The 23,077-nt window shown below is 74.5% G+C and carries 2 protein-coding genes; both read right to left on the bottom strand.

Annotated elements, in window-relative coordinates:
- A partial coding sequence (locus tag AB0I16_RS34815) for a type I polyketide synthase (protein WP_363253679.1) occupies nt 1-6,882 on the bottom strand: 6,882 nt, incomplete at its 3' end.
- Nucleotides 6,883-6,925: 43 nt separating this feature from the next.
- The gene (locus AB0I16_RS34810) at nt 6,926-22,999 is read right to left on the bottom strand and encodes an SDR family NAD(P)-dependent oxidoreductase (RefSeq protein ID WP_363253678.1); all 16,074 of its coding nucleotides are present in this window, start codon (nt 22,997-22,999) and stop codon (nt 6,926-6,928) included.
- Nucleotides 23,000-23,077: the final 78 nt, after the last annotated feature.

The raw sequence follows: 23,077 nt of genomic DNA, 5'->3' as shown, positions 1-23,077 counted from the left end.
CGCACCGGCGGCCACCGCCGACAGCGCGTCCGCGCCACCGGCCACCACCACCGCCCGATGGTCGAACACCGACCGCGAAAGGAGACCGTCCGCCACGTCGACCAGCGCTGTGCCCTCCGTCGCGGTCGCGAGCCGGGCGGCGTAGGCGCGCAGGGCGCCCTCCGTACGCGCCGAGAACACCAGCGGTACCGGGCCCGGCACCGTCGCCGCGTCGGCCGGGGTCTCCCCGGGCGCTGTCGGGCGAGCCGGTTCCTCGTCCTCCGGGGCCTGTTCCAGGACGATGTGCGCGTTGGTGCCGCTCACGCCGAAGGACGAGACGCCCGCCCTGCGCGGGCGGTCGAGCTTCGGCCACGGGCGGGTCTCCGTCAGGAGGTCGACCTCGCCCGCCGACCAGTCCACGTGGGGTGAACGCTCGTCGGCGTGCAGTGTCTTGGGCAGTTCGGCGTGGCGCAGCGCCATCACCATCTTGATCACACCGCCGACGCCGGCGGCGGCCTGGGTGTGGCCGATGTTGGACTTCAGCGAGCCGAGCCACAGGGGCTCGCCCGCGCGGTCCCGGCCGTAGGTGGCGAGGAGTGCCTGCGCCTCGATGGGGTCGCCGAGGGTGGTGCCCGTGCCGTGCGCCTCGACGGCGTCCACGTCGGACGGGGCCAGGTTCGCGTTCGCCAGGGCCTGCCGGATGACGCGCTGCTGCGAGGGGCCGTTGGGCGCGGTGAGGCCGTTGGAGGCGCCGTCCTGGTTGACCGCCGAACCCGCCATGACGGCGAGGACGCGGTGGCCGTTGCGCCGGGCGTCCGAGAGGCGCTCCAGGACCAGCATGCCGACGCCCTCGCCCCAGCCGGTGCCGTCCGCGTCGGCGGAGAACGCCTTGCAGCGGCCGTCGGGGGCGAGACCGCGCTGCCTGCTGAACTCCACGAACGTCGCCGGACTCGCCATCACCGTCACGCCGCCCGCGAGGGCGAGCGTGCACTCGCCCGAGCGCAGCGCCTGGGCCGCCAGGTGCATGGCCACCAGCGACGACGAGCACGCCGTGTCCACGCTCACCGCGGGGCCTTCGAGGCCGAAGACGTACGAGACGCGGCCGGAGGCGACGCTGCCGGAGCTGCCGACGCCGAGCTGGCCCTCGAAGCCTTCCGGGGAGCGGCCGAGCCGGGCGGCGTAGTCGTTGTACATGACGCCGGCGAAGACGCCGGTCGCGCTGCCCCGCAGCGACTTCGGGTCGATGCCCGCCCGCTCGAACGCCTCCCAGGAGGTTTCCAGCAGGAGCCGCTGCTGCGGGTCGACGGCGAGCGCCTCGCGCGGTGACATGCCGAAGAACATCGGGTCGAAGTCGGCGGCGTCGTAGAGGAAGCCGCCCGACCTGACGGTGCTGGTGCCGGTGTTCTCGGGGTCGGGGTCGTAGAGCGACTCGACGTCCCAGCCGCGGTTGTCGGGGAAGTCGGACACCGCGTCGCGGCCCTCGGCGACCAGGCGCCACAGGTCCTCGGGCGAGTTGGCTCCGCCGGGGTAGCGGCAGCTCATGCCGACGATGGCGATCGGCTCGTCGTCGGCTGCCGCCGTGCGCACGGTCGCCGTACGCGTCTCGTCGTCGCCGAGCAGCGTGGCGCGCAGGTGCTTGGCCAGGGCCAGCGGGGTCGGGTAGTCGAAGACCAGCGTGGCGGGCAGGCGCAGGCCGGTGGCCGCGTCGAGCTTGTTGCGCAGCTCGACGGCGGTGAGCGAGTCGAAGCCCAGCTCGTCGAAGGCCCGCTCCGCCTCCACCGCGGCGGCGGATGCGTGGCCGAGCACGGCGGCGACGCAGGTGCGTACGAGGTCGAGGACCGCGGGGAGGCGTTCCTCCCCTGGCAGGGCGGAGAGGCGGGCGGCCAGTCCCCCTTCGGCCTTGGCGGCCTCGGGGCGGGCTGCGCGCACCAGGGCGCGCAGCAGGGCGGGGACGGCCTCGGGGCGGGCCCGCAGGGGTGCGAGGTCAAGGCGCATGGGTACGGCGACGGCCGACGGCAGGGCGAGGGCGGCGTCGAACAGCCGCAGTCCCTCCTCGGCGGACAGCGCGGTGACGCCGGCCCGCGCGAGGCGGCCCCGGTCGGTCTCCGCCAGTTCGTCGGTCATGCCGCTCGCGTCGGCCCACAGGCCCCATGCGAGGGACGTCGCGGGCAGGCCCCGAGCGTGGCGGTGCTGGGCGAGCGCGTCGAGGTAGGCGTTGGCCGCGGCGTAGTTGGCCTGTCCCGCGTTGCCGAACGTGCCGGCCGCGGAGGAGAACAGCACGAACGCCGACAGGTCCAGGTCACGCGTCAGCTCGTGCAGGTTCCAGGCCGCGTCGACCTTCGGCCGGAACACCGTGTCGACGCGCTCCGGGGTCAGCGACTCGATCACTCCGTCGTCCAGGACACCCGCCGCGTGCACGACGGCCGTCACGGGGTGCTCGGCGAGCAGCGCCGCCACCGCGTCCCGCTCCGCCACGTCACAGGCCACGGTGGTGACCTCGGCGCCCCGCTCCCGCAACTCCTCGTGCAGCGCGCCGACCTGGCCGCGCCTGCTGGCGAGAACGAGCCGCCGCACACCGTGCCGCTCGACCAGGTGCCGGGCCACGAGCCCGCCGAGCATCCCGCTCGCACCGGTCACCAGGACAGGGCCGGTGCCGAAGTCCGGCTCCTGCCCGGCATCGGGGCGGGCCCGGACGAGCCGCGGCACGAGCAGTTCTCCGGCCCGGAGGGCCAGCTGCGGCTCGCCGGTGGCGATGGCCGCAGGCAGGGTGCCGGCGGCGACCTCGGACCACGCGAGGTCGGTGTCCATGAGCGCGAACCGGCCGGGGTGTTCGGACCGCGCCGCGCGTACGAGGCCCCAGAGGGGGGCGTTGGCCAGGTCGGTGACGTCCTCGTCGGGTCCTGCCGCCACCGCGCCGCTGGTGACGAACACCAGCCGTGCAGAGGCGAACCGTTCGTCGGCGAGCCAGGCCCGGATCAGGGCCAGCGCCCGGTGCGTCGCCTCCGCGGGGCTCACGGCCGGGGGCACGGGGGCGAACACGAGGCCGGGCACCTCGTCCTCCGCCAGCGCGGCGAGGTCCCGGTACGCAGGGGCCGGTCCGGCGGGTTCCGTCCCCTCCCCCAGGACCGCCCAGCCGGCCGGGGCCGCTTCGGCGGGCCGTATCCGCGTCCAGTCGACGCGGAACAGCGAGTCGACGCGGTCGCCGGTCAGGCCGTCCGCCGTCAGGGGGCGCAGCGACAGTTCGCCGACCGAGGCGACGGGAGCGCCCGTGCCGTCGGTCAGGTCGATCGCGACGCCCGAGGCGCCCGCGGGGGACAGCCGCCCCCGCAGCGCCGAGGCGCCGCTGCTGTGCAGCCGCACGCCGCGCCAGGAGTAGGGCAGGTGCAGCCGCTCGGTGTCGGTGACGAAGCCGCCGAGGCCGATGGCGTGCAGCGCGGAGTCGACGAGGGCGGGGTGCAGTCCGAAGGAGCCCGCGCCGTCCTGGTCGGGCAGTTCGAGGTCGACGTAGACCTCGTCGCCGAGCCGCCAGGCCGCGCGCAGGCCGCGGAAGGCGGGGCCGTAGCCGAGTCCTGACGCGGCGAGGTCGTCGTAGCGGCCCTCGATGTCGATCCGCTCGGCTCCGGCGGGCGGCCAGGTCCCGGCGCCCGCCTCGGGGGCGGCCGGGGCCGTGCCCGCCGCGAGTGTGCCTGTGGCGTGGCGTGTCCACGGCTGGTCGTCGGCCGCACCGTCGGCCGCTTCGTCGGGCCGTGAGAACACGTTCAGCGCGCGGCGCCCCGACTCGTCCGGGGCCCCGACGGACACCTGGAGGGACACCGCGCCGTCCGCGGGCAGGACCAGCGGCGCCGCCAGGGTCAGTTCCTCGACGTGGTCGAGGCCGACCTGGTCGCCCGCCCGGATCGCCAGCTCCACAAGGGCCGCGCCGGGTACGAGGATGACACCGCCGACGGTGTGGTCCGCCAGCCACGGGTGGGTGGCCAGGGAGAGCCTGCCGGTGAGCAGGGCGCCCTCCTCGTCGGCCAGGGTGACGGCGGCGCCGAGGAGCGGGTGGTCGGCGGGGCGCAGGCCCACCGAGGCGACGTCTCCGGCGTAGGTGCCGGTGTCCAGCCAGTACCTGCTGCGCTGGAAGGGGTAGGTGGGCAGGTCGGTGCGGTGCGCGCCGCGGCCCGCGAACACCGCCTGCCAGTCCAGGGCGACGCCCCGCACGTGCAGGGCCGCGACGGCCGAGGTGAGCGTGGTGCCCTCGGGCCGCCCGGCGCGTACCGCGGCGACCAGCAGCGCGCCCTCGTCGACGCAGTCGCGGCCCGCGGCGCTCAGCACCGCGTCGGGGCCCAGCTCCAGGAAGTGGGTGACGCCCTGCTCGCCGAGGCGGCGCATCCCGTCGAGGAACCGCACCGCCTCGCGGACGTGGCGTACCCAGTGCTCGGGGTCGCGTGCCTGCTCCGGGGTCAGTACGGCGCCGGTCAGGGTGGAGACGACCGGGATGGCCGGGGTGCCGTAGGTGACGGTCCGGGCGACGGCGCGGAAGTCCGCGAGGACGGCGTCCACGTGCGGTGAGTGGAAGGCGTGGCTGACCCGCAGGTAGCGGGTCCTGCCGCCGCGCTCGCGCCACGCGGCGTCGACGGCGGCCACGGCGTCGGCGTCGCCCGCGATCACCGTGGACCCGGGGCCGTTGACGGCCGCGACGTCCACCGTGCCGCCGTGCTCGGCGATCAGGCCGCGGACGGTGTCCTCGTCCGCGCGCAGCGACAGCATCGTCCCGCCGTCGGGCAGCGCGCCCATGAGCCTGCCGCGCGCGGCCACCAGCGTGCACGCGTCGGCGAGGGAGAACACGCCGGACACGTGAGCCGCCGCGAGTTCGCCGATGGAGTGGCCCGCGAGGAACTGCGGGGTCAGGCCCCAGACGGTGACGAGGCGGTACAGCGCCACCTCGATCGCGAACAGCGCGGGCTGGGTGTACGTGGTCTTGTCGAGCAGGGCGGCGGCCTCGCTGCCGGGCTCGGCGAACAGCACCTCCCGCAGCGGCCGGTCCAGGTGGGCGTCCAGGCCGGCGCAGACCTCGTCGAGCGCCCGGGCGAACACGGGGAACTCCGCGTACAGCTCGCGGCCCATGCCCACCCGCTGGCTGCCCTGGCCGCTGAACAGGAACGCCAGCTTGCCGCGTGTGCCGACCGTGCCGCGCAGCACGTGGGGTGCCTCGTCGCCGCCCGCCAGGGCCTGGAGTCCGGACAGCAGTTCCGCGCGGTCCGTGCCGACGACCGCGGCCCGGTGTTCGAGCGCGGTCCTGCTGACGGCGAGCGAGTAGCCGATGTCGGCCGGTGTCTCGTCGCGGCCCGCCAGGTGGGACAGGAGGGCGGCGGCGCGTGCGCGCAGGGCGGCGGGGTCGTTGCCGGAGAGGACCCACGGCACGGCGTCGGCGAGGACCGGGGCGACGGGGGCCGCGGTCTCGCCCCGACCGCCGTCGGGGTCGTCGGCCGGGGCCTGTTCGAGGATGACGTGGGCGTTGGTCCCGCTGATCCCGAAGGACGACACCGCCGTCCTGCGCGGCCGTCCCGTCTCGGGCCACCGCCGCGCCTCGGTGAGCAGTTCCACGGCGCCCGCCGACCAGTCGACGTGCCGGGAGGGCTCGCCGACGTGCAGGGTCGGCGGCAGCACGCCGTGCCGCATCGCCATGACCGACTTGATGACGCCCGCGACACCGGCGGCGGCCTGGGTGTGCCCGATGTTGGACTTCACCGAGCCGAGCCACAGGGGCTCGCCCGCGCGGTCCCGGCCGTAGGTGGCGAGGAGTGCCTGCGCCTCGATGGGGTCGCCGAGGGTGGTGCCGGTGCCGTGCGCCTCGACCGCGTCGACCTGGTCGGCGGTGAGTCCCGCGCTGTCCAGGGCCTGCCGGATGACGCGCTGCTGCGAGGGGCCGTTGGGCGCGGTCAGGCCGTTGGACGCGCCGTCCTGGTTCACCGCCGAACCGCGCAGCACGCCGAGGACGGTGTGGCCGTTGCGGCGGGCGTCGGAGAGCCGCTCAAGGAGCAGCATGCCCGCGCCCTCGCCCCAGCCGGTGCCGTCGGCGTCATCGGAGAAGGACTTGCACCGGCCGTCGGCGGCGAGGCCGCGCTGCTTGCTGAAGCCGATGAACGTGTCCGGCGTCGCCATCACGGTGACACCGCCGGCCAGGGCGAGCGTGCACTCGCCCGAGCGCAGCGCCTGGGCCGCCAGGTGCAGTGTGACCAGGGAGGACGAGCAGGCGGTGTCCACCGTGACGGCGGGCCCCTCAAGGGCGAAGGTGTACGACACGCGTCCGGAGGCGACGCTGCCGAAGCCGCCGGTGCCGAGGAAGCCCTCCACTCCCTCCGGCACGGAGCGCAGCCGCGAGGTGTAGTCGTGGTACATCACTCCGGCGAACACGCCCGTCCTGCTGCCGCGCAGCGTGGAGGCGTCGATCCCGGCCCGCTCGAAGGCCTCCCAGGAGGTTTCCAGGAGGAGCCGCTGCTGGGGGTCCATCGCCAGGGCCTCGCGCGGCGAGATCCCGAAGACGCCGGGGTCGAACTCGGCCGCGTCGTGGAGGAAGCCGCCCTCGGTGCGGAACTCGCGCTCGGGGTCCTCGGGGTCGGACAGCTCGACCTCGCCCCAGCCCCGGTCGCCGGGGAACGCCGTGACGCCGTCGCGGCCGCCGGCGACCAGCTCCCACAGGTCCTCGGGGGACCGTACGTCGCCGGGGTAGCGGCAGCTCATGCCGATGATCGCGACCGGCTCCTGCTCGCCCTCCTCGATCTCGCGCAGGCGTCTGCGGGTGTCCCGCAGGTCGGCGGTGACCCGCTTCAGGAAGTAGCGGAGCTTGTCGGCGTTGTCCGCGCTGCCCGCGTTGTCTGCGTTGCCCGCGTTGTCGTTGTTCATCGTTTCCAACTCCATGGAGTGTTCGTGCACATGCGGTGGCCGGGGCGGAGGGAGCGGGTCAGGAGATGCCGAACTCCTTGCCGAGCAGGTCGAACACCTCGTCGTCCGTGGCGGCCTCAAGGTCGTCGGACGCCTGCGCCTCGGCGTCGGCCCGGCTCTCGCGCCACGCGGCGAGGAGCGCGGCGAGGCGGGCGCCGACCCTGTCCTCCTCGTCGTCGCCCGGCTTGACCGAGGCGAGGCCCGCCTCGATGCGGCTCAGCTCCGCGAGGAGCGGCGCCACCCCGTCGGGCTCGTCGACGACGAGCGTGTCCGCGATGTGGCCGACCAGGTCGAGCGGTGTCGGGTAGTCGAAGATCGCGGTGGCGGGCAGGCGGAGCCCGGTGGCGGCACCGAGGCGGTTGCGCAGCTCGACCGCGGTCAGCGAGTCGAAGCCCAGCTCGGTGAAGGCGCGCCGCTCGTCGACCGCCCCGGCGCCGGGCAGCGCCAGTACGGCCGCGACGTGCGTGCACACCACGTCCACCAGCGCCGACGTCCGCTCGGTCGGCGGCAGCGCCGCGAGCCTGTCCCGCAGCGCGGCGGCGGGGCCGCTCCCGCTGTCCGCCGCCCTGCGGGCCGTCGTCCGCACCAGGGCGCCGAACACGGGCGGTACGGCCGGGAGTTCCCGTACGGCCCGCAGGTCGAGCCGCATCGGTACGACGACCGGGTCGTCGCCGAGCGCCGCCGCGTCGAACAGCTCCATGCCCTCCTCCGCGGACAGGCCCGCGGCTCCGGACTCGGCCATGCGGGCGCCCATGCCGTCCTCTCCGGCCCACAGGCCCCACGCGAGGGACGTCGCGGGCAGGCCCCGCGCGCGGCGGTGCCGGGCGAGCGCGTCGAGGAAGGCGTTGGCGGCCGAGTAGTTGGCCTGGCCGGGGTTGCCCAGCGTGCCCGCGGCCGAGGAGAACAGCACGAACGCCGACAGGTCCAGGTCACGCGTCAGCTCGTGCAGGTTCCAGGCCGCGTCGACCTTCGGCCGGAACACCGTGTCGATACGCTCCGGCGTCTGCGACGCGATGACACCGTCGTCCAGGACACCCGCCACGTGCACGACGGCCGTCACGGGGTGCTCGGCGAGCAGCGCCGCCACCGCGTCCCGCTCCGCCACGTCGCAGGCGACGGTGGTGACCTCGGCGCCCCGCTCCCGCAACTCCTCGTGCAGCGCGCCGACCTGGCCGCGCCTGCTGGCGAGGACGAGCCGCCGCACACCGTGCCGCTCGACCAGGTGCCGGGCCACGAGCCCGCCGAGCATCCCGCTCGCACCCGTCACCAGGACAGGGCCCGCGCCGAAGCCTCGGCCCTCCTCGACCGTGGGGCGGGCCCGGACGAGCCGCGGCACGAACGCCTCACCGCCGCGCACGGCGAGTTCGGGTTCCGCGCCGAGCACGGCCGGCTTCCAGCCGTCCTCGTCGTCGACGTCCACCAGGACGAAGCGGCCGGGGTTCTCCGCCTGCGCCGTCCGCAGCAGCCCCCACACCGCGGCCGACGCCAGGTCCGCCACGTCGTCCTCGGCGCGCACGGCCACGGCGCCACTGGTCACGAGGACCAACCGCGACGCCTCGCAGCGGTCGTCGGCCAGCCAGCCCCGCACCAGTTCCAGCGCGGTGTGCGCCTGCCTGTGCACCGCGTCCGCGTCCACGCCCGCGGGCCGCGGGCACCGCACCACGACGTTCTCCGGCAGCGCTTCGCCCGCGTCGATGGCGGACCGCACCGCGGCCCAGTCGGCGAACTCGGCCACCGAACCGGCACTCGCGGCCGCCGCCGGGGCGGCCAGCCAGTCGAGGCGGAACAGCGACTCGCGCCCGCGTGCCGTCCGGAGCGATTCCGGCGACACCGCGCGGAGCACCAGCGAGTCCACGCTCGCGACCGGGGCGCCTGAACCGTCGGCGACGGCCAGGGCCACCGCGTCAGGGCCCACCGCGCTCAGCCGCACCCGCAGCGCCGTCGCGCCCTCGGCGTGCAGCCTGACCCCCGACCACGCGAACGGCAGCCGTCCGTGCTCGGCCGGGGCCAGCACACCGAACGCCACCGCGTGCAGTACCGCGTCGAGGAGCGCCGGGTGCACACCGAACCCGGTGACAGAGGCGTCCTCCGCCAGCGCGACCTCGGCGAACACCTCGTCGCCCGCGCGCCACACCGAGCGCAGCCCCTGGAACAGCGGGCCGTAGGCGAAGCCGCCGTCGGCCATGCCGTCGTAGAGACCGTCCAGTTCCACGGGCTCCGCGCCCGCCGGCGGCCAGGCGCCGAGGTCGGCGGGGGCGCCGGCGTCTTCGGCGAGGACGCCACTGGCGTGCCGGGACCACGGCAGGTCCTTGTTCTCCTCCCGCGCGTGGACCGTGACCGGGCGGCGGCCCGACGCGTCCGGCGCGCCGACGCGCACCTGGACCTGCACACCGCCGTGCTCGGGAAGCACCAGCGGAGCCTCCAGTGTCAGCTCCTCCACCGAGGCGCAGCCGACCTGGTCACCGGCACGTACCGCGAGATCGACGAAGGCCGTGCCGGGCAGCAGCACCGACCCCATGATCTCGTGCTCGGCGAGCCAGGGGTGCGTCCGCAGCGACAGCCTGCCCGTGAACAGGACGGTGTCCTCGTCCGCGAGCGCGACCGCCGTCCCGAGCAGCGGGTGGTCGGCGGACCCGAGCCCGAGCCCGGACGCGTCGGTCGCGGGCCGCGCGCTCGTGTCCGGCCAGAACCGCTGGTACTGGAAGGCGTACGTCGGCAGATCCACGCCGTGCCCCTTGCCGGGGAAGCAGGCGGCCCAGTCGACGTGCACGCCGCGCACGTACAGCTCGGCGAGCGCCGACTTGACGGCTCCGTCCTCCGCCCGGTCACCGCGCAGCACCGGTATGAAGGCCGCGTCAGGCAGCGACTCCTGCCCGAGCGCCGACAGCACGCCACCGGGACCGATCTCGACGAGCACGTCCGCGCCCGTCTCGGCCACGGCGTCGGCGAAGCGGACCGCTTCGCGCACGTGCCGCACCCAGTACGCGGGCGAGGCAAGCTCCTCGGCGCTCGCCGGGGCGCCGGTCAGCGTCGACACGATCGGGATGGCGGGCGCCTCGTACGAAACCTCTTCGAGCACCCGGCGGAAGTCGTCGAGCATCGGGTCCATCAGCGGCGAGTGGAAGGCGTGGCTGACCTTGAGACGCGACACCTTGCGGCCCGCCGCACGCCACTTCTCCGCGACCGCCTCGACGTCGGCGGCGACACCGGAGACGACGAGAGAGGTGGGGCCGTTGATCGCCGCGATGCCGACCGTCTCCGACAGGTCCGGGGTGATTTCGCCCTCGGACGCCTGGATCGCGACCATCGCGCCACCGGACGGCAGCGCCTGCATCAGCGCACCACGCGCCGACACGACCTTCACGGCGTCCGCCAGCGACCACACACCGGCCGCGTGGGCCGCCGCCAGCTCGCCGATCGAGTGACCCGCCAGCACGTCAGGACGGATGCCCCACGACTCAAGGAGCCGGAACAGCGCCACCTCCACGGCGAACAGCGCGGGCTGGGTGACACCCGTCTCGTTCAGCGCGTCGGCGTCCTCGCCGAACAGCACCTCACGCACCCGCGGATCGCACTCGTCCAGTACAGCGTCCAGGGCGTCGGCGAACACCTCGTACCGCTCGGCGAGTTCACGGCCCATTCCCAGCCGCTGCGAACCCTGCCCCGAGAAGAGGAAGCCGAGCCGGTGCTCGTCCGTCACGCCCTGGACGACGCCGCTGCCCGGCCGTCCCTCGACGGCTTCGGTGAGTCCGGCCACCAAGTCGTCGAGGTCCTTGCCGACGACCGCGAGCCGGTGCTCGAACGCGGTCCGCGAGGCCGCCAGCGCGCCGGCGACGTCCGCGGGGTCGAGTTCGGGCCGTGCGGCCAGGTGGTCGCGCAGCCGTGCCGCCTGCTCGCGCAGGGCGTCCTCGGTGCGGCCCGACAGCAGCCACGGGCCGAGCGGCGCACCGGGCGACCGGGGAGCGTCGGTGCCGTCGGCCGGCTCCGGCTCCGGCGCCTCGATGATGACGTGTGCGTTGGTCCCGCTGAAGCCGAAGGACGAGACGCCCGCACGGCGCGGCCGGTCCGTGCTGGGCCACGGCTGTGCCTCGGTCAGCAGTTCCACGGCGCCCGCCGACCAGTCGATGTGCGGCGAGCGCTCACCGACGTGCAGCGTCTTGGGCAGTACGCCGTGCCGCAGCGACATCACCGTCTTGATGACGCCGCCCACACCGGCGGCGGCCTGGGTGTGGCCGATGTTCGACTTCAGCGAACCGAGCCACAGCGGCTCGCCCGCGCGGTCCCGGCCGTAGGTGGCGAGCAGCGCCTGCGCCTCGATCGGGTCGCCCAGGGTGGTGCCGGTGCCGTGTGCCTCGACGGCGTCCACGTCGGCCGGGGACAGGCCCGCGCTCGCCAGCGCCTGGCGGATCACCCGCTGCTGCGAGGGCCCGTTGGGCGCGGTGAGACCGTTGGACGCGCCGTCCTGGTTCACCGCGGAGCCGCGGACCACCGCGAGGACGGGGTGGCCGTTGCGGCGGGCGTCCGAGAGGCGTTCCAGTACGAGCATGCCGACGCCCTCACCCCAGCCGGTGCCGTCGGCGTCGGCGGAGAACGACTTGCACCGGCCGTCGGGCGAGAGGCCCTGCTGGCGGCTGAAGTCGACGAACGCGCCGGGCGTCGCCATGACGGTGGCGCCTCCCGCGAGCGCCAGCGAGCACTCCCCCGACCGCAGCGCCTGGGCCGCCAGGTGCAGCGCGACGAGCGAGGACGAGCAGGCCGTGTCCACGGTCATCGCGGGGCCTTCGAGGCCGAAGGTGTAGGACACGCGGCCGGAGGCCACACTGCCCGCGTTGCCCGTGCCGAGGAAGCCCTCGCTGCTCTTGGACACGCCGTACAGCTGGGAGGCGTAGTCGTGGTACATCACGCCGGCGAACACGCCGGTCGCGCTGCCCCGCAGCGACCTGGGGTCGATGCCCGCCCGCTCGAAGGCCTCCCAGGAGGTCTCAAGAAGCAGCCGCTGCTGCGGGTCCATGGCCAGCGCCTCACGCGGTGAGATGCCGAAGAACGCCGGGTCGAACAGGTCGGCGTCGTGCAGGAAGCCGCCCTCGCGGGTGTAGGAACTGCCGTCCCGTTCGCCCGAGGGGTCGTAGAGCGCCTCCACGTCCCACCCGCGCTCGGTCGGGAACGGCGTGATGCCGTCGGCGCCGTCGAAGACGAGGCGCCACAGGTCCTCCGGCGAGCGGACGCCGCCGGGGTAGCGGCAGCTCATGCCGACGATCGCGATCGGTTCGTCGGTCACGGCCACGGCCACGGCGGTGCCGGTGGGCGCCGCGTCGGCGGGGGCGTCGGCGAACTCCGTGCCGATGAACGCGGCGAGCGCCGCGGGCGTCGGGTAGTCGAAGACCAGCGTGGCCGGCAGACGGAGGCCCGTGGCCAGGTTGAGCCGGTTGCGCAGGTCGACGGCGGTCAGCGAGTCGAAGCCCAGCTCGGTGAAGGCCTGGCCGAGCGCGACCGCCTCGGGCCCGGCGTGGCCGAGCACCGCGGACGCCTGGGTGCGCACGAGGTCGAGGAGCACCCGCTCGCGCTCGTCCCCGGCCAGCGAGGCGAGCCGGTCGCGGAGCGCCGCCGCGGGGTCGCCGCTCTCCGCGGCCCTGCGGGTCGTGGTCCGCACCAGGCCGCTGAGCACCGGCGGGACGGCCGGGAGTTCCCGTACGGCCCGCAGGTCGAGCCGCATCGGTACGACGACCGGGTCGGCTCCGGAGACGGCGGCGTCGAACAGCGCGACGCCCTCCTCCGCGGAGAGGCCGTTCTCGGCGGCCTTGGCCACCTTGGCGCCCATGCCGTCGGCCCACAGGCCCCAGGCCAGCGACGTCGCGGGCAGGCCCTGGGCTCGCCTGCGCCGGGCGAGGCCGTCGAGGAAGGCGTTGGCCGCCGCGTAGTTGCCCTGGCCGGTGGCGCCCAGGGTGCCCGCCACCGAGGAGAACAGCACGAAGGCGGACAGGTCCAGTCCGCGGGTCAGTTCGTGCAGGTGCCGCGCGGCGTCGGCCTTGGGCCGGAACACGGTGTCGACCTGGTCCGCGGTCAGCGAGCCGATCGTGGCGTCGTCCAGCACACCGGCGGTGTGCACGACCGCGGTCACGGGGTGCTCGGCGAGCAGTGCGGCGAGCGCGTCCCGGTCCGCGACGTCACACGCGGCGAACGTCACCTCGGCGCCCCGCGCGGTCAGTTCGGCCCGCAGGTCCTCGGCGCCTTCGGCCGTCGCCCCGCGCCTGCTGGCGAGGACCAGACGCCCGACGCCATGGGTGCCGACGAGGTGCCGGGCGATGAGACCGCCCAGCGCTCCCGAAGCGCCGGTCACCAGGACGGAACTGTCGGGGCCGAACGCCGGTCCCGTGCCGGCCGGCTCCGGCCGCACGCGCGCCAGGCGGGCGACGAACACCCGGCCGTCGCGCACGGCGGCCTGGGTCTCGCCGGTCGCGAGAGCCGACCGCAGGCCGCCGTCACCGTCGGCGTCGGCGTCGGCGTCGGCGTCGATGTCGATGTCCACGAGGACGAAGCGGTCGGGGTCCTCCAGTTGGGCGGAGCGCACCAGGCCCCACACCGCGGCCGACGCCAGGTCCGCCACGTCGTCCTCGGAGCCCACGGCGACGGCACCGCGCGTCACGAGCACGAGCCGCGACGCCCCGCACCGGTCGTCGTTCAGCCAGCCCCGCACCAGTTCCAGGGCGTCCAGTGTCCTGCCGCGCACGGCGTCCGCGTGGGAGGTCTCCGCGCACCGCACCACGACGTGGTCCGGCAGGGACTCCCCCGCGTCCAGCGCTGCTCGCACCGCCGCCCAGTCCGCGTACTCCGCGACGGAACCAGCACGCGCGGCCGGTACGGGGGCAGGCACCCAGTCGAGACGGAACAGGGACTCCCAGCCCTGCCGCGCCGGAGTCGTCGCCGTCACCGGGCGCAGCACCAGCGAGTCGATGGTGGCCACCGGGGCACCGGAGCCGTCGGCGACCGCCAACGACACGCCGTCGGACCCGGCGGGCGCCAACCGCACCCGCAGCACCGTCGCCCCCGAGGCGTGCAGCCGCACACCCGACCAGGAGAACGGCAGCCTGCCGGGGCCATCGGTCTCCCCCATCAGTCCGATGGCGTGCAGGGAGGCGTCCAGCAGCGCCGGGTGCAGGGCGAAGCCGTCCACGCCCGCGCCGTCCGGCAGCGCGACCTCGGCGAACACCTCGTCGCCCTTGCGCCAGGCGGCCCGCAGACCCTGGAACACCGGCCCGTAGCCGAAGCCGCCGTCGGCCATGCGGTCGTACAGCCCGTCCAGGTCCACGGGCCCCGCCCCGGCCGGCGGCCAGACACCGGCATCGGCCGGGGGCGCCTCGGCGCTGCTCACGAGCACACCGCTCGCATGCCGCATCCACAGGTCGCTGTCGTCGTCCCGCGCGTGCACCGTCACCGGACGCCGACCGGACTCGTCGGCCACACCGACCTGCACCTGGACGCGTACGCCACCACGCTCGGGCACCACAAGCGGCGCCTCAAGCGTCAGCTCCTCCACCAGATCGCAGCCCACCTGGTCGCCCGCGCGCACCGCCAGTTCGAGGAACGCCGTGCCGGGCAGCAGGACCGAGCCCTGGATCACGTGGTCGGCCAGCCACGGGTGGGTCGCCACCGACAGCCTGCCCGTGAAGAGCTGCCCGTCCGAGTCGGCGGTGTCGACGATCGCGCCGAGCAGCGGGTGACCGGCCGAACCGAGTCCCGCGGCATCCAGGTCACCTGCCGCCGTCCCGGAGTCCAGCCAGTAACGCTGGTGCTGGAACGCGTACGTGGGAAGGTCCACGCGGTGCGCGCCGCGACCGGCGAAGAAGCCCTCCCAGTCCACGCGCACGCCGCACACGTGCAGGTGGCCCACGGCGGTCGTCACGGCCACCGCTTCCGGCCGGTCGGCACGCAGCACGGGTACGAAGGTCGCTTCCGGCGCGGTCTCCTGCCCGAGCGCGGCCAGGGTGCCGCCGGGGCCGACCTCGACGAACGTGGTCACGCCCTCGTCCGTGAGCGTGCCCACGGCGTCGGCGAACCGCACGGCCTCGCGCACGTGACGCACCCAGTACTCCGGCGAGGCCAGCTCATCGGCGCTCGCACGGACACCGGTCAGCGTCGACACGACCGGGAGGGCGGGCGCCTCGTAGGACACCTCGTCGAGCACCCGGCGGAAGCCGTCGAGCATCGGGTCCATCAGGGGTGAGTGGAACGCGTGGCTGACCTTCAGCCGGGACACCTTGCGACCCGCCGCACGCCACTTCTCCGCGAGGGCCTCGACGTCGGCGGTGACACCGGCGACGACGACGGAGGTGGGACCGTTGACGGCGGCCAGGCCGACCGTCTCCGACAGGTCCGGCACAATCTCGGCCTCGGACGCCTGGATCGCGACCATCGCTCCACCGGCCGGCAGCGCCTGCATCAGCGCACCACGCGCCGACACCACTTTCACCGCATCAGCAAGCGACCAGACACCAGCCACGTGCGCGGCGGCCAGCTCGCCGATCGAGTGACCCGCCAGCACGTCGGGACGGATGCCCCACGACTCAAGGAGCCGGAACAGCGCCACCTCGACGGCGAACAGCGCGGGCTGGGTCACACCCGTCTCGTTCAGTGCATCAGCATCCTCGCCGAACAGCACCTCACGCACGCGCGGATCGCACTCGTCGAGTACGGCGTCCAGGGCGCCCGCGAACACCTCGTACCGCTCGGCCAGTTCACGGCCCATTCCCAGCCGCTGCGAACCCTGCCCCGAGAACAGGAGGCCCACGCCACCGACGACGACCGACCCGGCGGTGAGGCCAGGGAACGGCCGGTCCTCGGCGAGGGCGGTGAGGCCGTCGATCAGCGTCGCGCGGTCGTCGCCCACGACAACGGCCCTGTGGTCGAAGGCCGAGCGCGTCGTCGCCAAGGAGTAGGCGACGTCCGCCGCACCCGCCCCCGGCTCGCCCGTCACGTGCTCACGGAGCCGGATCGCCTGCTCCCGCAGCCCCTCCGCGCTCCGGGCGGACAGCACCCACGGCAGGGGGCCCGCGAGGGACCCTTCGGCCGGGGCCGGGGCATGCTCCTCGCTCGGCACCTGTTCGATGATGGTGTGCGCGTTCGTGCCGCTCACGCCGAACGACGACACACCGGCCCGGCGGGGGCGGCCGGTCTCCGGCCACGGCTGCGCACGCGTCAGCAGCTCGACGTCGCCCGCCGACCAGTCGACCTTCGACGAGGGCTCGCCGACGTGCAGGGACCGCGGCAGCACTCCGTGCCGCATCGCCATGACCATCTTGATGACACCGGCGACACCCGCGGCGGCCTGGGTGTGACCGATGTTCGACTTGATCGAGCCCAGCCACAGCGGCCGGTCCTCGGGGCGGTCCTGGCCGTAGGTGGCGAGGAGCGCCTGCGCCTCGATCGGGTCGCCGAGGGTGGTGCCCGTGCCGTGGGCCTCGACCGCGTCCACGTCGGACGGGGCCAGGCCCGCGCCGGCCAGCGCCTGGCGCATGACGCGCTGCTGCGAGGGACCGTTGGGCGCGGTGAGTCCGTTGGAGGCGCCGTCCTGGTTGACGGCGGAACCGCGGATGACGGCGAGGACGGGGTGGCCGTTGCGGCGGGCGTCGGAGAGGCGCTCGACGAGCAGCATGCCGACGCCCTCGCCCCAGCCGGTGCCGTCGGCGTCGTCGGAGAAGGACTTGCACCGGCCGTCGGCGGACAGGCCGCGCTGGCGGCTGAAGTCGACGAACGTGTAGGGGGTCGCCATCACCGCGACACCACCGGCGAGCGCCATCGAGCACTCGCCCTGGCGCAGCGCCTGGATCGCCCAGTGCAGGGCCACGAGGGACGAGGAGCACGCGGTGTCGACGGTGACGGCGGGCCCTTCGAGGCCCAGGGCGTAGGCGACGCGCCCGGAGGCGACGCTGCCGGCGCCGCCGGTGCCGAGGTAGCCCTCGACGTCCTCGGGGACGGACCGCAGTCGCGACACGTAGTCGTGGTACATGACGCCGGCGAACACGCCGGTCGCGCTGCCCCGCGCCGTCTCCGGCGCGATGCCGGCCCGCTCGAAGGCCTCCCAGGACGCTTCGAGGAGCAGTCGCTGCTGGGGGTCCATGGCCAGTGCCTCGCGGGGCGAGATGCCGAAGAACGCCGGGTCGAACAGGTCGGCGTCGTGCAGGAAGCCGCCCTCGCGGGTGTACGAGGTGCCCGTGTGCTCGGGGTCCGGGTCGTACAGCGCGTCCAGGTCCCAGCCACGGTTGACGGGGAACTCACTGATGGCGTCGTCGCCGTTGATGACGAGTCGCCACAGGTCCTCGGGCGACGCGACGCCGCCGGGGTAGCGGCAGCTCATGCCGACGATCGCGATCGGCTCGTCGGTCACCGTGGCGGTCCTGCGGGTGGGCGCCGCGACGACGGGCGCGCCCGCGATCTCGGTGCCGATGAACGCGGCGAGCGCGGCGGGGTTCGGGTGGTCGAAGACCAGCGTGGCGGGCAGGCGCAGCTCGGTGGCCGCGTTGAGGTGGTTGCGCAGCTCGACGGAGCTGAGCGAGTCGAAGCCCAGCTCCCGGAACGCCCGGTCGGGCGCGACGGCGTGCGCCGAGCTGTGGCCCAGCACGGCGGCGGCGGTGGTACGCACGAGGTCGAGCAGCGCCTTCTCCCGCTCGGCCTCGGTCATGCCGGCCAGTGACTGCGCCAGCGCGGTCCTCGCGGCGGCGGGATCGACGGTCCTGCGTGCGGTGCCCCGCACCAGGCCGCGCAGGAGGTGCGGTACGGGGTGGGTACGCGCCTGCCGTCGCAGCACCGAAAGGTCCAGGGGAACCGGTGCGAGGAGCGCGCGGCCGGTGGAGGCCGCCGCGTCGAACAGCGCCAGGCCCTCGGCCGCGCCGATCGGGATAGCGCCGCCGCTGGTGATGCGGCGTACGTCGGCGTCGTCGAGGCTGCCCGCCATGCCGCCGCCGGAGGCCCACAGGCCCCAGGCGAGCGAGGTCGCGGCGAGGCCGGTGGCGTGGCGGTGCTGGGCGAGGGCGTCCAGGAAGGCGTTGGCGGCGGCGTAGTTGCCCTGGCCCGCGCCACCGAAGACACCGGCGGCGGACGAGAACAGTATGAACGCGGAGAGGTCGAGACCGAGGTCGCGGGTCAGTTCGTGCAGGTGCCAGGCCGCGTCGACCTTGGGCCGGAAGACGGTGTCGATGCGCTCGGGGGTGAGTGAACCGATCGTGCCGTCGTCGAGGACGCCCGCCGTGTGGACGACGGCGGAGACGTCGTGCTCGGACAGCAGGGCCTTGAGGGCCTCGCGGTCGGCCACGTCACACGCCGCGAAGGTCACGTCGGCGCCCAGCGCGACCAGTTCCGCGCGCAGTTCGTCGGCGCCTTCGGCGGCGGCACCGCGCCTGCTGACCAGCAGCAGGTCGCGCACACCGCGTTCGGCGACGAGGTGCCGGGCCAGGAGGCCGCCGAGGGTGCCCGTGGCGCCGGTCAGGAGTACGGTGCCGTCGCCGAAGCCGGGGTCGTCCGTCACCGCGTGGCGGGCTCTGGCCAGGCGCGGCGCGCTGACGGTGCCCGCACGGACCGCCATCTGCGGCTCGCCCGTGGCCAGCGCGGACGGCAGTACGTCCGTCGACGCCGTGTCCTCGTCGAGGTCGACCAGCACGATCCGGTCGGGGTTCTCCGACTGGGCGGAGCGCAGCAGGCCCCACACCGCGGCCTGCGCGAGGTTGGGGGCGTCTTCGTCGGCCGTGGCCGCGATGGCCCCGCGGGTGACGACGACCAGGCGCGACGCGTCGTACCGCTCGTCGTCGAGCCAGGTCTGGACCGTGTTCAGCGCCCAGTGTGCCGCCTGGTGCGCCGCCTCGTGCGCGCCGGTGGCCGGGTCGGCGCCGGCGGTGACCGGGCACGGCAGAACGACGTAGTCGGGCCGTTCCGCCGAGGCCGCCGCCGCCTCCAGGTCGGTCCACCGGACGGTGGGGAGATCGTCCTGCGCGGCCAGGGGCACCGGCGCCCAGTCGACGCCGAACAGCGCGTCACCGCGCTCGTCACCGGCACCCTGGACGGGGGCCGCCGGGCGGAGCACCAGCGAGTCGACCGTGGCCACGGGGGCACCGGAGCCGTCCGCGACGGTCAGCGCCACTCCGTCGGCACCCGTGGGCGCCAACCGTACCCGCAGCGCTGTCGCGCCCGAGGCGTGCAGCCGCACACCCGACCACGAGAACGGCAGCTTGCCGGGGGCGTCGGCCTCTCCCATGAGGCCGATGGCCTGCAGCGTCGCGTCCAGCAGCGCCGGGTGCAGACCGAAGCCGTCGGCCTTCGCGCCCTCCGGCAGCGCGACCTCGGCGAACATCTCGTCACCGTCGCGCCAGGCCGACCGCAGGCCCTGGAACACCGGTCCGTAGCCGAAGCCGCCCGCGACCATGCGGTCGTAGTAACCGTCCAGGTCGACGGCCTCCGCGCCCGTGGGCGGCCACTCCGTCAGCGAGGTCCCACCGGAGCGCCCGCCGGCACCCAGCACGCCGGTGGCGTGGCGGGTCCAGGAACCGGCGTCGTCGGTGTCCCCGGCACTGGAGTGGAAGGTCAGCTCGCGCCGGCCCGAAGCGTCGGCCGCACCGACCCACACCTGGACCCGCACCGAGCCGCTCTCGGGCAGAACGAGCGGGGCCTCAAGCGTCAGCTCCTCGACCAGGTCGCACCCGACCTGGTCCCCCGCGCGTACCGCCAGCTCCACGAACGCGGTACCGGGCAGCAGCACCGAGCCCATGATCTCGTGGTCCGCCAGCCAGGGATGGGTCTGGAGCGACAGCCGCCCGGTCAGCAGCACACCATCCGTGCCGCCGAGGGTGACGGTCGCACCGAGCAGCGGGTGCTCGGCGGCTCCGAGCCCGGCCGCCGCGACGTTCCCGATCACCGGCAGCACGTCGGGCCAGAAGCGTTCACGCTGGAAGGCGTACGTGGGCAGGTCCACGTGCCGTGCGCCGTGCCCCTCGAAGAACACCTCCCAGTCCACCCGGACGCCACGCACGTGCAGGTGACCCGCGGCAGTCGTCGCGGCCACGGCCTCCGGGCGGTCGGCACGCAGCGTCGGTACGAAGGTCGCTTCCGGCGCGGTCTCCTGGCCGAGCGCGGCCAGGGTGCCGCCGGGGCCGACCTCGACGAACGTGCCCACGCCCTCGTCCGTGAGCGTGCCGACGGCGTCGGCGAACCGGACGGCCTCGCGCACGTGCCGCACCCAGTACTCGGGCGAGGCCAGCTCATCGGCGCTCGCACGGACACCGGTCAGCGTCGACACGACCGGGACCGTCGGCGCCTCGTAGGAGACACCCTCCAGCACCCGCCTGAAGTCGTCGAGCATCGGGTCCATCAACGGCGAGTGGAAGGCGTGGCTGACCTTCAGCCGCGACACCTTGCGGCCCGCCGCACGCCACTTCTCCGCGACCACCTCGACATCTGCGGTGACACCGGAGACGACGATGGAGGTGGGACCGTTGACGGCGGCCAGGCCGACCGTCTCCGACAGGTCCGGCACGATCTCGGCCTCGGTCGCCTGGACGGCAACCATGGCTCCACCGGCCGGCAGCGCCTGCATCAGCGCACCCCGCGCCGACACCACCTTCACTGCGTCCGCCAGCGACCAGACACCGGCCACATGCGCGGCGGCCAGTTCACCGATCGAGTGACCGGCAAGCACGTCGGGACGGATGCCCCACGACTCAAGGAGCCGGAAGAGCGCCACCTCGACGGCGAACAGCGCGGGCTGGGTCACCCCGGTCTCGTTCAGCGCCTCGGCGTCCTCGCCGAACAGCACCTCACGCACCCGCGGATCGCACTCGTCCAGTACGGCGTCCAGGGCGCCCGCGAACACCTCGTAACGGTCCGCCAGTTCGCGACCCATCCCCAGCCGCTGCGAACCCTGCCCCGAGAAGAGGAAGCCCATCCGGCCGGGCTCATCGGCCGCCCCCGTGACCACGGCACCGGTCATCCGGCCTTCGGCCACGGCCTCCAGCGCGGCAAGGAGCTCCGCGCGGTCGGTACCGACCACCACCGCGCGGTGTTCCAGCGTCGCCCGCGAGGACACCAGGGCGCGGCCCACGGTCGCCACGGCCAGATCCGGCGTCTCGGACACGAAGGACTCAAGTCGTGCGGCCTGCTCGCGCAGCGCCTCGGCGTTCCGTGCCGAGAGTACCCACGGCACGGGACCGTCGAGTTCCGGCTCCGAAGCTTCGTCCTCCTCTAGGGCGGGGGCCTGCTCGATGATGGTGTGCGCGTTCGTGCCGCTGAAGCCGAACGACGACACACCGGCCCGCCACGGCCGGTCCGCGGCAGGCCACTCACGAACGTCGGTGAGCAGTTCCACGGCACCGGCGGACCAGTCGACGTGGGGCGACGGCTCGTCCACGTGCAGCGTCTTGGGCAGCACTCCGTGCCGCATCGCCATGACCATCTTGATCACGCCCGCGACACCGGCGGCGGCCTGCGTGTGACCGAGGTTCGACTTGATCGAGCCGAGCCACAGCGGCCGGTCGGCGGGGCGGTCCTGGCCGTAGGTGGCGAGGAGTGCCTGCGCCTCGATCGGGTCGCCCAGCTTCGTGCCCGTGCCGTGTGCTTCGACCACGTCCACGTCGGCCGGGGACAGGCCGGCGCTCGCCAGGGCCTGGCGGATGACGCGCTGCTGCGAGGGGCCGTTGGGGGCGGTCAGGCCGTTGGAGGCGCCGTCCTGGTTCACCGCCGAACCGCGGACGACGGCGAGGACCTGGTGGCCGTTGCGGCGGGCGTCCGAAAGGCGCTCGACGAACAGCATGCCGACGCCCTCGCCCCAGCCCGTGCCGTCAGCCGCGCCTGCGAATGCCTTGCACCGGCCGTCCATGGCGAGGCCACGCTGCCGGCTGAACTCGACGAACGAGGTCGGCGTCGACATGACCGTCACACCACCTGCGAGCGCCATCTCGCACTCGCCCCGCTGCAGCGCCTGCACCGCGAGGTGCAGGGCGACGAGCGACGACGAGCACGCCGTGTCCACCGTGACGGCCGGGCCCTCAAGGCCGAAGGTGTACGACAGGCGGCCGGACGCCACGCTGGCGGCGTTGCCGGTCGCCACGTATCCGCCCATGTCGTCGGCGGCGGCGCCGAGGACCCAGCCGTAGTCCTGCATGTTCGAGCCGACGAACACGCCGACGCGTTCGCCGCGCAGCGACTCCGGGTCGACGCCGGCCCGTTCGAAGGCTTCCCAGGACGTTTCCAGGAGCAGCCGCTGCTGGGGGTCCATCGCCAGGGCCTCGCGCGGCGAGATCCCGAAGAACGCCGGGTCGAACGCGCCGACGTCGGTGAGGAAGGCGCCGGACCGGGAGTACGAGGTGCCCACCGAGTCCGGGTCGGGGTCGTAGAGCGCCTCCAGATCCCAGCCGCGGTCGGCCGGGAACTCCGACACCGCGTCCTCACCCGACAGGACGATGTCCCACAGCTCCTCCGGGCTCGTCACACCGCCCGGGAACCGGCAGGCCATCGCCACGATCGCGATCGGCTCGTCGGTCGCACTCGACATGGCCACCGAAGCGGAGGCGGCGGGGACCGCGCCGGACAGTTCGGTGCGGAGGTAGGCGGCGAGTACGGCGGCGTTGGGGTAGTCGTAGACCAGCGTCGCGGGCAGCGCGACACCGGTGGCCTCACTCAGCCGGGCCCGCAGCTCCACCGCCGTCAGCGAGTCGAAGCCCAGCTCCCGGAACGCGCGGGACGCCGAGAACGCATCCCCCGACACGTGACCGAGCACCGCGGCCGCCTCATAGCGGACCAGCTCGGTCAGCTGCCGCTCCTGCTCCACCTCATCCAGCCCGGCCAGGCGCTGCGCCAGCGCAGACAGGCCGCCACTCTCAGCCGACTCCGACTCGAACGCGGCCCGCACCTGCGGCAGTTCACCCAGCAGCGGACTCGACCGCCTGGCCATGAACGTCCCCGCGAACCGCTCCCAGTCCACATCGGCGACCACCACATTGCCGTCACCCCGCTCCAACGCGGTCGCCAGCCCCGTGATCGCCACCTCCGGAGCCATCGTCGGCAGACCCCTGCGCCGCAACTGCGCCGCGGCGTCCTGACCGGCACCGGCCACCATGCCGCCACCACCCCACGGACCCCACGCCACCGCCACCGCCGGCAACCCCACCGCACGACGACGCTCCGCCAGCGCGTC

It is taken from the genome of Streptomyces sp. NPDC050703 (assembly GCF_040654435.1).
In the GTDB taxonomy this organism is placed as follows: domain Bacteria; phylum Actinomycetota; class Actinomycetes; order Streptomycetales; family Streptomycetaceae; genus Streptomyces.
This window is presented reverse-complemented; position numbering and strand designations above follow the sequence as displayed.

Bases quoted from the DNA above. Each gene is read 5' to 3' on its own strand.
- AB0I16_RS34810 (WP_363253678.1), bottom strand. From the start codon at position 22,999: ATGGTGGCCGGTGCCGGTCAGGACGCCGCGGCGCAGTTGCGGCGCAGG.